The organism is Bradyrhizobium nanningense, from assembly GCF_004114535.1.
Classification (GTDB): Bacteria; Pseudomonadota; Alphaproteobacteria; order Rhizobiales; family Xanthobacteraceae; genus Bradyrhizobium; species Bradyrhizobium nanningense.
In genome coordinates, this window is the sequence record NZ_LBJC01000021.1 from 25607 (window position 1) to 41394 (window position 15788).

Sequence of the window (15788 nt, forward strand, 5' to 3'; positions counted from 1 at the left end):
AGCGCAAGTCGCTCACGGCCTACTTTCGCGCGCACCGAAGCCGATCACCGCTGCGCCCAGCAACAAGACCAGCGCGGAGATGACGAGCGACAGATGCAATCCCGCCATGAAGGCGTCCTGCGCGGCCACGAGCGAGCCGAACAGCGCAACAACGCTACCGGTCTGCCGCGTCGCGTTCAGGACGCCTGCCGCGATGCCGGAGCGCGCTCTTTCGACACTGCCCAGCAAGGTCGAGGTCAGCGGCGGAACCAGCAGCCCAAGTCCGCCGCAGATCGCGATCATCTGCGCGCAAATCATCCAATAGCTTGTGTCCGGCGCGATCCACAGCAGACCGAGACAGCCGAGCGCCGACACGCAGGCCCCGACGACGATGGTCGGACACGCGCCGATGCGCTCGGCGAGGCGTGGCGCCAGCAGGTTGATCGGCAGCACCGCCCCCATCATCGGCACGAAGGCGAGCCCGGTCCACCACGCCGACAGCCCGTTGATCCGCTGGAAGTACAGGCTGAGCACGAAGATCAGGCCGTAGATCGCGATGTTGACGAGCAGGCCGACCAGCGAGGTCAGCGCGAACAGCCTGTGGCCAAACAGCGACAACGGCAGCATCGGCTGCGCCGCGCGCCTCTCGCGCAAAATAAAGAGCGCAGCGAGAATTGCGGCGCCGACAAAGCCTGCGATCACGGCCGGATGTCCCCAGCCCAGCGCTCCGCCTTCGATAATGGCGCCGGCCAGCGCCCCCAGCGCGCCGATCGCGGCAAGCTGGCCGGGCAGATCGATCTCGCGCGAGCGCGCCCGCGTGGTCTCGCGGGCGTAGCGCCAGCTCAGCCACAAGCCGGCGAGCCCGATCGGCAGATTGACCAGAAAGATCGCGCGCCAGCCGACCAGCGTGATCAGCGCGCCGCCGACGAAGGGGCCAGCCGTGAGCGCAAGGCTCGCTCCGGCAGCCCAGACCGCAACGGCGCGGCCGCGCGCGCGGTCGTCCGCATAGGCATGATTGAGCAGCGCGAGCGAATTCGGCACCAGAATCGCTGCCGCCAGCCCCTGGACCAGCCGCGCGCCGATCAGCACGGTCGCATTAGGCGACAGCGCGCAGGCGAGCGAGGCCGCGGTGAAGATGGCGAACCCCGCCATGAAGATACGCTTGGCGCCGATGCGGTCGCCGAGCGCGCCGGCCGTCAGGATGAAGGCGGCAAACGCGATGGTGTAGGCGCTGACCACCCATTGCAACTCGGCGACGCCGCCGCCGAGCGTCCTGCCCATCGCATCGAGTGCGGTGTTGACGATGGTGACGTCGAGCTGCACCACGCCATAGCCGAGGCTCATTGCGGCCAGCGTGAGAGAGGTTGCAAGAGACGACGAGGTGCGCGACGTGCCGGCCCTGCCGTCGAGAGTTTCATATCTGATGGTGCTCGCTCGCATGCTGCCACCTCGGTTGCAGCCCCGTGCGAAACATACGCTCTCACCGCCACGCCATGTTTCGATAACGACCGAATGATGACGCAAGGCATGCAAGCGCCGCGCGGAGTGACCGCGCGGCGCCCTGCCGGTTCAGCTTGCGCTTAGCTCGCCGCGCGCAGGTTCACCTTGCTCTCGGCGAGGGTCGTTAGCTTCTTGTCGGTCGCCTTTTCCTCCTCGAGCGTCTTGGCCAGCACGGCGGCGCAGTCGTTGCGGCCGAGTTGCTTGGCCCAGGCGATCAGGCTGCCATAACGGACGATCTCGTAATGTTCGGCGGCCTGCGCCGCGTTGATCAGCGCGGCATCGAGCACCGCCTTGTCGGCGACCTCGCCGGCGGTCTCGTCGGCTTCCTCGATGATGCCGTCGATCGCCGGGCAGTCGACCGCCTTCACGGCAACGCCGTGCATCTTGAACACTTCCTCGAGCCGCGTGACGTGCTGCTTGGTTTCCTGAAGGTGCGTCAAAAAGCCCTGTTTCAGCTGCGGATCAGTGGCCTTGCTTGCCATCTTCGGAAGCGCCTTGGTCAGCTGCTGCTCGGCGTAATAGATGTCCTGGAGCTGGTGCACGAACAGGTCGTTCATGGTCTTGATGTCTTTTGTGAACAGTCCCATCGTTCCGTCCTCTTTCGGTTTCTGGAACACGAAGGCAGCGGCTTGCACGAAAAGCCGCTTATTCCGCCATGTTCGGTTGCTGATGGGGCCCAACGAGCGCACGGCATCGACGTTCCAAAAAGACCCGTACGACTTGCGCTGGAACAATGCGGACGGCGTCGGGATCCGAAATCATGGGCACATATGAACACACGAGCCGGGCCGGTTTCACGACTCATATGCTTAACGCGCCTCCGATGTGAACCGCGTATGACAAAAGTGGCCGGTCCGACGCAGAACCTATTGTTGTCAAGGGCTGCACAAGCCGCTGTTTTTGCCTTAAATGAGCTGGATCATGCCTAGCGATCGATGCCTGCCTTTGGCCATGATTGGTACCCGACTGGCCAATGCCTGGCTCGGTCGGTCTTGCCCCCCGCCGGGAGGATGAATGTACGGACTGCTGACCGCGTTGAAGCGCGGCTTCAAGAGATGGATCGGCTGGCGACGCCTCGGCATTGCCGCGAGCGTCTTCATCATCGCCTTCGCGATCACCACGCTGGTGCGGACCCTCAAGGGCATCGATACCGGGGTCATCCTGACCGCGCTAACCGAGATTCCCCGCGGGAGCATCGGGATGGCGGCGATCTGCGTCCTCTTCGCGTTCTGTACGCTGACCTTCTACGATTTTTTTGCACTGCGAACGATCGGCAAGAAGCAGGTGCCCTATCGCATCGCGGCGCTCTCCAGCTTCACGTCCTATTCGATCGGCCACAACATCGGCGCCACCGTGTTCACCGGCGGCGCGATCCGCTTCCGGATCTATTCGGACTACGGGCTGAACGCAATCGACGTCGCCAAGATCTGCTTCCTGTCGGGCCTGACCTTCTGGCTCGGTAACATCTTCGTGCTCTCGATCGGCATGGCCATCCATCCGGATGCCGCCTCCTCGATGGATCAGCTCCCCTCGTCGATCAACCGGCTGATCGCACTCGGCGGCCTCGCCTCGATCGGCGCGTATCTGGTGTGGCTCTGCCTGGGCGAAAAGCGACGCGAGCTTGGCCAGAAGGGCTGGAAGGTGGTGCTACCGTCGGCGCCGCTGACACTGGTTCAAATCCTGATCGGGGTGGTTGATCTCGGCTTCTGCGCCACGGCGATGTACCTCTTGATGCCGGCCAATCCGCCGATCGACTTCATGTCGCTTGCCGTGGTGTTCATCCTGGCGACGCTGCTCGGCTTCGCCAGTCATGCCCCCGGCTCGATCGGCGTGTTCGATGCCGCCATGCTGCTGGCGCTGCCCGAATTCGGCCGCGAGCAGCTTCTGGCGACGCTTCTGGTGTTCCGCATCCTCTATTTTGTGATCCCGTTTGGCCTCGCCATCTCCATCATGGGCACGCGCGAGCTCTGGATGAACGTGGTCGAGCCCTGGCAGGAGCGGCGGCGGCTGGCAGAGGCGTGCGCGCAGGCCAATTTACCCAAGCAGGTGACGCCGATGGAGCGCGAGCGGTTGCTGCGGCAGGCCAATAAGCGCTGAAACAGGCAGCCCGGACCAAAGGGTTGCGGACGGAAGAGCAATCCTCTCTTATTTCCGCCTCAACTTTGCCGTTGAAGACGCGGGCCATGATCCCTGTATTCCTTCGTACCCTCTCCGCCGGCGCCCTGCTGCTGGCCGGGCTTTTGACCGTTTTGCCGGCCGAGCGCGCCGCCGCGCAGGACGCGGGCCTGCAGATCAGTTGGGAGGTGCGTAACCGCTTCCGGCTGTTCCGTGAGGAGCGCGACTTCCTGCTCCATGTCGAGAATGCGCGTAACCGCAGCATCCTGGCCGCAGAACAATCGCTCGAGCTCCAGAGCGAAGGCCGCGGCTGGGCTCGCAATATGGTCAACCGCCTCTGCATCGACCTTCAGGGCCGCGTCAACCAGCCCTGCACCCGCGACAACACCAAGGAAAATTACCTCACCCCGATTGATCATCCCATCACCGTACGTCTCGTCGGCGCCGTGCCTGTCGGCGCCACCTGCGCCTGGTCGTTCGACGACGGCGACGGCCCGCAACAATCGACCTTCGACTGCGCCGAGCCGATCAACTTGCGCGTCCGCTATGGCAAGCAGACGGTCGCGACCGTTGATGTCTCCTCCGGCTCCGATCCGACCCAGCGGGTCCAGACCGAGATCCAGGTCCGCGACATCTTCGTTGCCGGCCTCGGGGACAGCATCGCCTCGGGCGAGGGCAATCCGGACCGGCCGCTGGCACTGTCCGACGAAGGTTTCTGCTTCCGCTCCTATCTCGGTACCGCCGGCGCGCAGTACTACCGGCCGAGCCGCCACGGCTTCAAGGGCGGCCGCGCTTGCGAGGCGCCCGACACGCTCGCGAACTGGCAGCGCTACGGCGCGCTCTGGTTCAACTCGCCCTGCCACCGCTCGCTCTACAGCTACCAGACGCGGACCGCGCTCGCGCTTGCGGTCCGCTACACCCACATCGCGGTGACCTATCTGCCGCTCGCCTGCACCGGCGCCAGCATCGGCGACGGGCTGCTCGGCTCGCAGCGCGCCCGCGAATGCCCCCCCGGCAAGACCGGCGTCTGCAACACCAGTGTGACCGCCCAGGTCGCCGAGTTGCGCGAGGCCCTTACCGCGGCGAAGAAGCGCCAGCCCGACCGCACGCTCGACCTCGTGCTGCTCTCGGTCGGCGCCAACGACGTCTATTTCTCCGGCCTCGTCGCCGACGTGATCGTCGACACCGCGACCGAGCGGGCGCTGTTCCGCCGCTCCGGCGTGATGGCGAGCGTCGATGATTCCCGCGATGCGCTGGCCCGCGAGCTGCCGCAGAACTTCGTCAAGCTGCGCGAGGCACTGAAGCCGCTGGTCGGCGGCGACCTCTCGCACGTCGTCTATGTCTCCTACGCCAATCCCGCGCTCGCCGATGGCGGCGTGCCCTGCCGTGGCGGCCGCGCCGGGTTCGACATCCATCCGGCCTTCAATGCCGACCCGCAGCGGCTTGCCCGCGTCTCGACCTTCGTCGACACCGAGTTCTTGCCGCAGCTGAAGGGGCTCGCCACCTGCACCCGCGGCGCGCTGTGCCGTGATCCCGAAGCCGACCGCATGACCTTCGTCGATGCGCACCAGGCCGCGTTTGCCGATCACGGCTTCTGCGCGCATTCCGGCAACGATCCAGAATTCGACCGCAGCTGCTTTGCCGAGAATGGCCAGAGCTTCAATCCTGATATCGTGAGCGCAGCGAGCCAGCCGATGCTGTGCGGCCGCGGCGCCTCGGAATATCGCGCCTACCTGCCCCGCGGGCGCTGGATCCGCGACGCCAATGACAGCTATTTTTCCGCGATGACCTATCCGCAAGGGCTACCGGCGGCGAGCCAGCCGACCGACATCCACGACGCGACCTGGGGCGTGCTCTCCGCCGTCTATGGCGGCGCGGTGCATCCGAGCGCGGAGGGCCATGCCGCGATGGCGGATGCCGCACTGCCGGCCGCGAGCGCGGTGCTCGGGCTGGACGCCGTACCGCCGGGCGTGACGCGGGGACTGCTGCCGCAGCTGTTGCCAAGCGCGCAGCAGTAGAAGCAAGCGCGAGCTCTCTCCTCGCGTCATTGCAAGGAGCGCTTGCGACGAAGCAATCCAGACTATTTCCGCAGATGGATTCCTGGATTGCTTCCGCCTTCGCCGAAGGCTTCGGCGGACAAGTCGCTGCGCTCGCAATGACGAGCTTGGGTTCGCACTTTCCACACTCTCGCTGTCGTCGCCCGGCTTGACCGGGCGATCCAGTACTCCGTGGCAGCAGTGATTGAATCGAGATGCCGCGGCGTACTGGATTCCCCGCCTTCGCGGGGAATGACAGCGGAGTGCGCGGCATTGTCTTGCGCATCACCATCGCTCGCACGATCTCGTCGCACCAGCATCGTTCCCCTCACCCGCCGTTCCATCAATCCAAAAACGGCATCGATCGATACTGCCTTGAACTTGGACACTTCGCCGCGCTCGCCTCTAGGAGTCGCCTTGAGGAAATGTTCGAGTTTTAAGGAGGCGCCTGATGAGCGCAGTGGTGTCCGCAGCGGACGTGAGGAGGTCTCGCGTCAGGCTGCTCATCGTGACCATGTTGTTCCTGGTCACGACAGTGAATTATGCCGACCGCGCCACGCTGTCGATCGCAGGTCCCGCGCTCTCCAAGGAGCTGCATCTCGATCCCGTCGCCATGGGCTGGATCTTCTCGGCGTTCGGCTGGTCCTATGTCGTGGCGCAGGTGCCGGGCGGCTGGCTGCTCGACCGCTACGGCTCGCGCCTCGTCTATGCTTTCAGCATCATCATCTGGTCGCTGTTCACGCTGATGCAGGGCTGGGTCGGCTTCCTCAGCGCCGGCGCTGCCGTCGTCGTGCTGTTCGCGCTCCGCCTCCTGGTCGGCATCGCGGAAGCACCGTCCTTTCCCGCCAATGCCCGCATCGTCGCGGCGTGGTTTCCGGGCAACGAGCGCGGCACTGCCTCGGCCTTCTTCAATTCGGGGCAGTATTTCGCGACCGTGATCTTCGCGCCGCTGATGGGCTGGATCGCGCACGCTTACGGCTGGCGCTTCGTGTTCTTCGTGATGGGTGCGCTCGGCATCGTCATGGGCTTCGTCTGGCTCAAGACCATCTACGGCCCGAAGGAGCATCCTTCGATCAACGAGGCCGAGTTCGATTACATCAGGGAAGGCGGCGCGCTGGTCGATCTCGACGCGCCCAAGAACGATCTGCCGCGCGCGCGTGCGGCCGAGGCCGGCTCCGGATGGGACCACATCCGCCAGCTGCTCTCCAACCGCATGATGCTCGGCGTCTATCTCGGCCAGTACTGCATCAACACGCTGACCTATTTCTTCCTGACCTGGTTCCCGGTCTATCTCGTCAAGGAGCGCGGCCTGTCGATCCTGCAAGCCGGCTTCGTCGCAACGCTGCCGGCGCTGTGCGGCTTCATCGGCGGCGTGCTCGGCGGCATCATCTCGGACGCGATCCTGCGCAGGACCGGCTCGCTGACCATGGCGCGCAAGATCCCGATCGTCGGCGGCATGCTGCTGTCGATGTCGATCATCGCCTGCAACTATGTCGACGGACAGGCGCTGGTGGTCGGCTTCATGGCGCTCGCCTTCTTCGGCAAGGGCATCGGTGCGCTCGGCTGGGCGGTGGTCTCCGACACCTCGCCGAAGGAGGCCGGCGGCGTCTCCGGCGGCCTGTTCAACACCTTCGGCAACCTCTCCTCGATCACCACCCCGATCGTGATCGGCTACATCCTGGCCGCGAGCGGCTCGTTCAACGGCGCGCTGCTGTTCGTCGGCCTCAACGCGCTGGTGGCGGCGTTCGCCTACCTAGTCATCGTCGGCAAGATCGAGCGGGTGACGCTCAAACGTTCCTCCTGAGCGCTCCCATGGGAGCTTGACCAGGCAACTCAACGGCGGCCCTCAAAAGCCGCCGTCTTTGTTTTGGGGGTGATCGATGCTAGAAGTGCCGGGGAAACGCCTTATTCATCTAAGGCATGTATCGATGTTCGACCTCAACCAGCTCCGCTGTTTCGTCACGGTGGCGGAGGAATTGCATTTCGGCCGCGCCGCCGCGCGGCTGAACATGACTCAGCCGCCGTTGTCCCGGCAGATCCAGGTGCTCGAGCACATCATCGATGCGCCGCTCTTGGAACGCACCAGCCGCTCGGTCCGCCTCACCCCGGCCGGGCGCAGCTTCCTGCCCGAGGCGCGTCGCATCCTCAAGCTTGCGGAAAGCGCCTCGCAAGTCGCCCGCCGCATCGCGCTCGGCAAGATCGGCTCGTTGAAGATCGGCTTCACGGCAGCCGCCGCTTACGGCTTCCTGCCCGAGCTCGTCGCCGCCTGCCGCGCCAAGCTGCCCGAGGTCGATTTCTCGCTGAAGGAGATGGTGTCGGGCGACCAGTTCGAGGCGCTCACCTCGGGCCAGATCGACGCCGGCCTGCTGCGGCCGCCGATCGCGCGGCCCGAGCTCGCCAGCCGCCGCGTCGTCGCCGAGCCCCTGCTCGCCGCGATCCCGAAGAAGCACCCGCTGGCGAATGTCGACAGCATCACCATCAAGGATTTCGACGACCAGCCCTTCGTGATGTACTCGCCCTATGAGAGCCGCTACTTTCACGATCTGCTGGTGGCGCAATTCACCCGCGCCGACGTGCTGCCGCGCTATGTCCAGCATCTCAGCCAGATCCACTCGATCCTGGCGATGGTCCGCGCCGGCCTCGGCCTTGCCATCGTGCCGGCCGCGGCTGCGGGCCTGAAGATCTCCGACGTGCGGTTGCGGCCGCTGAAGCTGAGGGGCCGCGTGCCGGTCGAGCTGTTCATGGTCTGGCGCCGCGACGACGAGAATCCGCTGCTCTCGGCGCTGGTCAAAATCGCCGGTGAATTGTCCTCCGCGGAGGTGGCGGAGGATTGATGCTCAATCCGCATCGGTCGATATAGGCTTTGGCTTGGACCCGCATCGAACGGTCTCTTAAACCACGGCGCATGGACGCGCAGGCCGAAAGGCCAGCGTCCTCCACAACACGCACCAAGGGAACAGCGCCCGTGAGCAAGATGACCCCACAGGAGATGGCCAAGAAGATCGGATCCGGCCTTCTGTCCTTTCCCGTCACGCCGTTTAAGGCTGACTATTCCTTCGACGAGGCTACTTACCGCGCCAACATGGACTGGCTGTGCGGCTACGACGTCGCCGGCCTGTTCGCTGCCGGCGGCACCGGCGAGTTCTTCTCGCTGACGCCGACCGAGGTTCCGCAAGTCGTGAAGGTTGCCGTCGAGGAGACCAAGGGCCGCGTGCCGGTGCTCGCCGGCACCGGTTACGGCACGGCCATTGCCCGCGAGATCGCGATCGGTGCGGAAAAGGCCGGCGCCGACGGCCTGTTGCTGCTGCCGCCCTATCTCACCCATTCCGAGCAGGACGGCCTTGCCGCCCATGTCGAGGCGGTCTGCGCCGCCGTGAAGATCGGCGTCATCGTCTACAACCGCGACAACGCCATCCTCCAGCCCGATACGCTCGCCCGCCTTGCCGAGCGCTGCCCGAACCTCTTCGGCTACAAGGATGGCATCGGCGACATCGAGCTGATGACCCGCGTCTACACCAAGCTCGGCGACCGCCTCACCTATGTCGGCGGCCTGCCGACCGCGGAGACCTTCGCCCTGCCCTATCTCGACATGGGCGTGACGACCTATTCCTCCGCCGTGTTCAACTTCGTGCCGGAATTCGCTACCAATTTCTACGCGGCCGTGCGCAAGCGCGACCATGCGACGATCCAGGCCGGGCTGAAGGATTTCATCCTGCCGCTGATCGCGATCCGCAACCGCAAAAAGGGCTACGCGGTCTCGATCATCAAGGCCGGCATGAAAGTGATCGGCCGCGATTCCGGCCCCGTCCGTCCTCCGCTCACCGACCTCACCGAGCAGGAGATCGCGGAGCTGACCGCGCTGGTGAAGCAGCTGCCCGCCATCCGATCGTCACAACAGGCTGCTGAATAATAGACACAACAGGAGGAGCGTGCGATGGCCGAGACGAACATCTCCGGTGCACCGGTCGTCACATCGATGCAGGTGATCCCGGTCGCAGGCCGCGACAGCATGCTCCTCAACCTCAGCGGCGCGCATGCGCCGTTCTTCACCCGCAACATCGTCATCCTCACCGACAATGCCGGCCACACCGGCGTCGGCGAGGTGCCAGGCGGGCAGAAGATCTGGCAGACGCTGCAGGACGCCAGGGATCTCGTGATCGGCAAGACCGTCGGCGCGATGAACAACATCCTCGCCGACATCCGCACCGCCTTTGCTGATCGCGATGCCGGCGGCCGCGGCAAGCAGACGTTTGATCTTCGCGTCATGATCCACGCCGTCACCGCCGTGGAATCCGCTCTGCTCGATCTGCTCGGCCAGCATCTCGGGCTGCCGGTCGCCGCGCTGCTCGGCGAAGGCCAGCAGCGCAGCAGCGTCGAGACACTCGGCTATCTCTTCTTCGTCGGCGATCGGCGCAAGTCCCGCCTGTCCTACGTGGAAGGCGAGGCCGGCAAGGCGGAATGGTTCAACCTGCGCCACCAGGAAGCGATGACGCCGGAGACCGTGGTGCGGCTCGCCGAAGCCACCCACGACCATTACGGCTTCGCCGACTTCAAGCTGAAGGGCGGCGTGCTGCGCGGCGAGCAGGAGATCGAGGCCGTCACCGCCATCGCAAGACGCTTCCCGAACGCCCGCGTGACGCTCGACCCCAACGGCGCCTGGTCGCTGGATGAAGCCGTCGGCCTCTGCAAGAACATGCATGGTATCCTCGCCTATGCCGAGGACCCCTGCGGCGCCGAGGCCGGTTTCTCCGGCCGCGAGATCATGGCCGAGTTCCGCCGTGCCACGGGACTGCCCACGGCAACCAACATGATCGCGACCGACTGGCGCCAGCTGTCCCACGCGCTGCGCCTGGGTGCGGTGGACATTCCGCTGGCCGATCCCCATTTCTGGACCATGCAGGGCTCGGTGCGCGTCGCCCAGACCTGCCGCGACAACGGCCTGACCTGGGGCTCGCACTCCAACAACCATTTCGACATTTCGCTGGCCATGTTCACCCATGTCGGCGCCGCCGCACCCGGCAAGGTCACCGCGATCGACACTCACTGGATCTGGCAGGACGGCCAGGCGCTGACCAGGGAGCCGCTCCAGATCAAGGCCGGCAAGATTGCGGTCCCGGACCGGCCGGGCCTGGGTATCGAAATCGACAGGGCCGCTATCGACGCAGCGCATGAACTCTACAAGCAGCATGGACTTGGCGCCCGGGATGACGCTATTGCCATGCAGGATCTGATCCCCGGCTGGACCTTCGACGACAAGCGTCCCTGCCTGGTACGGTAAAACACTCTGGAGGAAATGATGACTGCGATCCTTAAAAACTTCATCGGCGGCGAATGGGTCGACGGCTCCGGCGTCACCAGGAACATCAACCCCTCCAACACCAACGACGTCGTCGGCGAATACGCCAAGGCCGACAAGGCGCAGACCGAGAAGGCGATCGCCGCAGCCAAGGCCGCCTTCCCCGCCTGGGCGCAGTCGACGCCGCAGGCACGCTTCGACGCGCTCAACAAGATTTCGCTCGAAATTCTCGCCCGCAAGGAAGAGCTCGGCCGCCTGCTCGCCCGCGAGGAAGGCAAGACCCTGCCGGAAGGCATCGGCGAGGTTGCCCGCGCCGGCCAGATCTTTGCGTTCTGCGCCGGCGAGGCGCTGCGGCTGATCGGCGAGAAGGGCGCCTCCGTCCGTCCCGGCCTCGACGTCGAGCTCACGCGTGAGCCCGTTGGCGTCGTCGGCATGATCACGCCCTGGAATTTCCCGATCGCGATCCCCGCCTGGAAGATCGCGCCGGCGCTCTGCTACGGCAACACCGTAGTGTTCAAGCCGGCTGAGCTGGTGCCCGGCTCCGGGCACGCGCTCGCCGAAATCATCACCCGCTCCGGCATTCCCGCCGGCGTCTTCAATCTCGTGGTCGGCTCCGGCTCGGTGGTCGGCCAGACCCTGCTCGAGCACCCGGATGTCGCCGCGATCTCCTTCACGGGCTCGGTGCAGACCGGCCGCAAGATCGCGCAGGCCTGCGTGCTCTCGAACCCGATGAAGAAGTTCCAGCTCGAGATGGGCGGCAAGAACCCGCTGGTCGTGCTCGACGACGCCGACCTCAAGACCGCGGTCGAGGTCGCCGTCAACGGCTCCTATTTCTCGACCGGCCAGCGCTGCACCGCCTCCTCACGCCTGATCGTCACCGAAGGCATCCACGACCGCTTCGTCGCGGCGATGGCCGAGCGCCTGAACGGCCTGTCGGTCGACGACGCGCTCAAGGCCGGCGTGCATATCGGCCCCGTGGTCGACCAGAGCCAGCTCGACCAGGACCTGCGCTACATCAAGATCGGCCAGGACGAGGGCGCCAAGCTCGCCTTCGGCGGCGAACTGCTCAAGCGCGAGAACCCCGGCCATTACCTGCAGCCGGCGCTGTTCACCGAGGCCAACAACAACATGCGCATCGCGCGCGAGGAGATCTTCGGCCCGGTCGCCGCCGTCATCCGCGCCAAGAATTACGAAGAGGCCCTTGCCATCTCCAATGACACCGAGTTCGGCCTCGCCTCCGGCATCTGCACCACCAGCCTGAAATACGCCTCGCACTATAAGCGCAACAGCGAGTCCGGCATGGTGATGGTCAACCTGCCGACCGCCGGCGTCGACTATCACGTGCCGTTCGGCGGCCGGAAGGGCTCGAGCTACGGCGCCCGCGAACAGGGCTCCTACGCGCGCGAGTTCTACACGACGGTGAAGACGGCTTATACGTTCCCGGGCTGACGGAGATCGTAGGGTGGGTTAGCCCGCGGCTGCGCAAAGCGCAGTCCGCTGGCGTAACCCACCTCTTCTGCCTCCGCGGACAGAGACCTTGGCGGGTTACGCTGAGTGATTGCGCTTCGCGCAATCACAGGGCTAACCCACCCTACACTTCGGAGTCTCCCATGGACCAAGACGTTGCAGCGAAAGAGCAGCCCCGCTACATCAAGCTCAACGAGCGCGACAATGTCGCGATCGTGGTCAATGATTTCGGACTTCCTGCCGGCTCCCGCTTTGCCAGCGGACTGACGCTGCGCGCCTTCGTGCCGCAGGGGCACAAGACGGCGCTGGTCGATATCGCGGAAGGCGCGCCGATCATCCGCTACGGCGAGATCATCGGCTACGCGCTGTCGCCGATCCTGGCCGGCGAATGGGTGGACGAGGCGCGCATTCGCATGCCGGAGGCCCCCGACCTCGACAAGCTCGAGATCTCCACCGCCGTCCCTGCCCCGCTGCCGCCGCTCGAAGGCTTCACCTTCGAAGGCTACCGCAATCCGGACGGCTCGGTCGGCACCAAGAACATCCTCGGCATCTCCTCCTCGGTGCAATGCGTCAAGGGCACGATGGAATATGCGGTCAAGCGCATCCGCGCCGAGCTGTTGCCGAAGTACCCGAATGTCGATGACGTCGTTCCGCTCACCCACGCCTATGGCTGCGGCGTCGCCATCACCGCGCCCGATGCGGTGGTGCCGATCCGCACGCTGCAGAACCTCGCGCTCAATCCGAATTTCGGCGGCGAAATCCTCGTCGTCGGCCTCGGCTGCGAGAAGCTCGCGCCCGAGCGGCTGGTGCCGGAGGGCGTCAGCGATGCCATCGTGCGGATGCAGGACGAAGCCTTTGACGGCTTCGGCGCGATCGTCGATGCCATCATGACCCAGGCCGAAGCCCGGCTGAAGGTGCTCAACACCCGCAAGCGCGAGACCTGCCCGGCCTCCGATCTCGTCATCGGGCTGCAATGCGGCGGCAGCGACGCCTTCTCCGGCGTCACCGCCAATCCCGCCGTCGGCTTTGCCGCGGACCTCCTGGTTCGCGCCGGCGCCACCGTGATGTTCTCGGAAGTCACGGAAGTGCGCGACGCCATCCAGCTCCTGACCCGCCGCGCCATCAACGAGGACGTCGGCCGCGCGCTGGTGGGCGAGATGGCCTGGTACGATTCCTACCTCGCCCGCGGCGGCGCCGACCGCAGCGCCAACACCACGCCCGGCAACAAGAAGGGCGGCCTCGCCAACATCGTCGAGAAGTCGCTCGGCTCGATCGTCAAGTCCGGCTCGAGCGCGATCACCGGCGTGCTCTCGCCCGGCGAGAAGGCGACGCAGAAGGGCATGCTGTTCGCGGCAACGCCGGCCTCCGACTTCATCTGCGGCACGTTGCAGCTCGCCTCCGGCATGACGCTGCAGGTGTTCACCACCGGCCGCGGCACGCCCTATGGTCTTGCGGCGGCGCCCGTGATCAAGGTCGCGACCCGCAGCGAGCTCGCACGGCGCTGGAAAGACCTGATCGATTTCGATTCAGGCAGTATCGCCACCGGCGAGAAGACCATCGAGGAATGCGGCTGGGACCTGTTCCGCCTGATCCTCGATGTCGCCTCCGGCCGCACCAAGCCGTGGTCGGACCGCTGGGGCATCCACAACGATCTCACGCTGTTCAATCCGGCGCCGGTGACCTGAGCCTAGCGTCGCCGCGAAACCCTCCGGAAACATTGACGCGAAAAACGTCGTCATCGTTTCATCCTGTCGCATCACGCAATCAATGGATTCGCGTCCCGACACACGAATGTTCGCACACGAGCGAACCTCTTCCCGCACCGTCACGACCAAACCTCCGATTGACATCTTCAATGGAGATTTTCCAATGCGTGTTCTCACAATGATTGCCGTCACCAGCGCCGTGATTGCGGGCTCGACCAGCGCGTTCGCCGGTGAGCTTCCCTCTTACGAAGTGAAGTCGTTGCCGATCTCGGCGACCCAGGTGCAGGTGCTCGGCGGTGCCGGCGTCGAGGAGCAGCCGGCCGCGCCCACCATGATCGTCGCCGGCATGCCCGCCTCGCCCGCACAGATCTCGGTGCTGTCGCCGCGCGTGAAGCGGCTTGCGAGCGCGGGTTCGGGCAGCGAAGCGCGCTAAGCCTTTCGCATGGCCTGCGGCGCCTGCATCTGGTGCGGGCGCCGTCGGCGTTTTCAGGTCATGCTGCCCGGCATGAAGCAGCGCACGCGCGGATGACCGTCGATATAGTGCTTCCACACCATGGTGCGCCCGATCTTGTTCGGCACGGTGATCAAGGCACCCTCGGGCACCACGACCCATTCGTCGTCGATACGGACGCGGTAGCGGCCGCGATCGGACTCCCAATCGACGTCGGCAATGACGTAGCCGTCGGCGTCGGTGCAGCACTGACCGAATTCGCTATGCAGGCTTTCGAACCAGGGTTTCAACGGTGAGTTGGCGTAGCGCCCGTCGTCGCGCGCCTGTGCCGAGAATGTCAGAAGCGCCGTCACGCCCAGCAGCGTCCCTGCGCACAATGATGAAAATTTCATCTCGTCGTCCCGCGATCAAAATGATCCGTGCGGGGGGACGACAATGCCATCCGTTGTCCGCGCCTTGAATCAGGCGCGGCACCGGCGACTCGTTCCCCCAGCAGCTGACGACAACTATGCAAATCCGCTGCCAGCGCGCATTCCGGGGAACTACTGCCGCAAGGCGTAAAGCCATGCGTCTTTCGACGGATGCGGCCTAGGATCAAAATCCGAGGCCGAGAAGACGATGCTTCAGAAATGCGCCTATTGCTTCGCCGGTGCCATCATCGTGCCGCCACCCCTCTTCGGCGCGGGTGCCGGCGGCTTGGTGGCCGCGGCCTGCGCGGGCAGATATTTTGCCACGATGGCGGGATCGACCTGGGCGATGTTGGCGTCAGGCAGGCGCGTCCAGCTCTCGTCCTTGCCGAGCAGCGAAATGCCGAGATAGCCGCGCAGGGTCAGGGTCTGGCCGTCGGGACTGACCTTCATGTTGGCCTTCCAGATCTGGCCATCGCGCGGATTGAGCACGTTGCCGCCTTCGTACTTCAAGCCTTCGCGCTTCATGTTGCGGACGAAGGAGATGCCGAGCACCGGCGCGTTCTTGCGGTCATCGGTGCACTTGCTGCAGACCTCGTTCGGATCGTCGCCGGGGCGCGGGAAGGTCTTTGCGATCACGCCTTCGAAGATGCCGTTGTGGTCGACGAAGAGAAACCATCCGACCGTCTTGCCGTCTTCGACCTTCTGCCACAGGCCCGCCGCCGTGGGCTCGGCGGTCTGCGCCGCAGACGGCGTCACCGTCGCGAGCGACAATGCGAGCGCGAGGAGGGGGGGCAGCCGAAAGCTGGAGAAATTCCGCATTAGATCACC

General features: G+C 65.3%; 14 protein-coding genes. 9 read left to right on the forward strand and 5 right to left on the reverse strand.

Annotated elements, in window-relative coordinates; translation table 11 throughout:
* Positions 1–12: 12 nt before the first annotated feature.
* A complete protein-coding gene (locus XH84_RS15860) occupies positions 13–1419 on the reverse strand; it encodes an MFS transporter (RefSeq protein ID WP_128918188.1) in 1407 nt (468 codons plus the stop codon).
* A gap of 140 nt (positions 1420–1559) precedes the next feature.
* The gene (locus XH84_RS15865; RefSeq protein ID WP_128918189.1) at positions 1560–2066 is read right to left on the reverse strand and encodes a YciE/YciF ferroxidase family protein; all 507 of its coding nucleotides are present in this window, start codon (positions 2064–2066) and stop codon (positions 1560–1562) included.
* A gap of 427 nt (positions 2067–2493) precedes the next feature.
* Here XH84_RS15865 and XH84_RS15870 point away from each other — a divergent pair, with 427 nt between their 5' ends.
* Both XH84_RS15870 and XH84_RS15875 read left to right on the forward strand, forming a co-directional pair.
* Positions 2494–3576 (forward strand): lysylphosphatidylglycerol synthase transmembrane domain-containing protein, encoded by a 1083-nt coding sequence (locus tag XH84_RS15870; RefSeq protein ID WP_128918190.1) that lies wholly within the window; start codon positions 2494–2496, stop codon positions 3574–3576.
* An 86-nt stretch (positions 3577–3662) separates the two neighbouring features.
* Positions 3663–5612 carry an SGNH/GDSL hydrolase family protein gene (locus XH84_RS15875; RefSeq protein ID WP_128918191.1) on the forward strand — a complete coding sequence of 650 codons (1950 nt, stop codon included), beginning with the start codon at positions 3663–3665 and terminating at the stop codon, positions 5610–5612.
* A 62-nt stretch (positions 5613–5674) separates the two neighbouring features.
* On the opposite strand, the gene XH84_RS15880 is transcribed toward XH84_RS15875, so the two are convergent.
* A complete protein-coding gene (locus tag XH84_RS15880) occupies positions 5675–6019 on the reverse strand; it encodes a hypothetical protein (protein WP_128918192.1) in 345 nt (114 codons plus the stop codon).
* A 62-nt stretch (positions 6020–6081) separates the two neighbouring features.
* Between XH84_RS15880 and XH84_RS15885 the strand changes: the two genes are divergently transcribed.
* The 7 genes from XH84_RS15885 (at position 6082) to XH84_RS15915 (ending at position 14532) form a co-directional block, all read left to right on the forward strand.
* A complete protein-coding gene (locus XH84_RS15885) occupies positions 6082–7434 on the forward strand; it encodes an MFS transporter (protein ID WP_164936102.1) in 1353 nt (450 codons plus the stop codon).
* A 124-nt stretch (positions 7435–7558) separates the two neighbouring features.
* The gene (locus XH84_RS15890; protein ID WP_128918194.1) at positions 7559–8464 is read left to right on the forward strand and encodes a LysR family transcriptional regulator; all 906 of its coding nucleotides are present in this window, start codon (positions 7559–7561) and stop codon (positions 8462–8464) included.
* Between the two features lie 131 nt (positions 8465–8595).
* Positions 8596–9540 carry a 5-dehydro-4-deoxyglucarate dehydratase gene (gene kdgD, locus XH84_RS15895; RefSeq protein ID WP_128918195.1) on the forward strand — a complete coding sequence of 315 codons (945 nt, stop codon included), beginning with the start codon at positions 8596–8598 and terminating at the stop codon, positions 9538–9540.
* Positions 9541–9564: 24 nt separating this feature from the next.
* On the forward strand, positions 9565–10908 hold the full coding sequence (gene gudD, locus XH84_RS15900; protein WP_128918196.1) for a glucarate dehydratase: 1344 nt from the start codon (positions 9565–9567) through the stop codon (positions 10906–10908).
* Between the two features lie 18 nt (positions 10909–10926).
* Entirely contained in the window at positions 10927–12375 is a 1449-nt protein-coding gene (locus tag XH84_RS15905; protein WP_128918197.1) for an aldehyde dehydrogenase family protein, read from the forward strand.
* Between the two features lie 161 nt (positions 12376–12536).
* The gene (gene garD, locus XH84_RS15910; protein ID WP_128918198.1) at positions 12537–14078 is read left to right on the forward strand and encodes a galactarate dehydratase; all 1542 of its coding nucleotides are present in this window, start codon (positions 12537–12539) and stop codon (positions 14076–14078) included.
* A gap of 184 nt (positions 14079–14262) precedes the next feature.
* Positions 14263–14532: a hypothetical protein gene (locus tag XH84_RS15915; protein WP_164936103.1), complete on the forward strand. Its 270-nt coding sequence runs from the start codon at positions 14263–14265 to the stop codon at positions 14530–14532.
* A gap of 53 nt (positions 14533–14585) precedes the next feature.
* On the opposite strand, the gene XH84_RS15920 is transcribed toward XH84_RS15915, so the two are convergent.
* Together XH84_RS15920 and XH84_RS15925 are read right to left on the reverse strand one after the other, a co-directional pair.
* Positions 14586–14942 (reverse strand): hypothetical protein, encoded by a 357-nt coding sequence (locus tag XH84_RS15920; protein WP_128918200.1) that lies wholly within the window; start codon positions 14940–14942, stop codon positions 14586–14588.
* Between the two features lie 243 nt (positions 14943–15185).
* Positions 15186–15779 carry a DUF2147 domain-containing protein gene (locus XH84_RS15925; protein ID WP_128918201.1) on the reverse strand — a complete coding sequence of 198 codons (594 nt, stop codon included), beginning with the start codon at positions 15777–15779 and terminating at the stop codon, positions 15186–15188.
* Between the last annotated feature and the right edge of the window lie 9 nt (positions 15780–15788).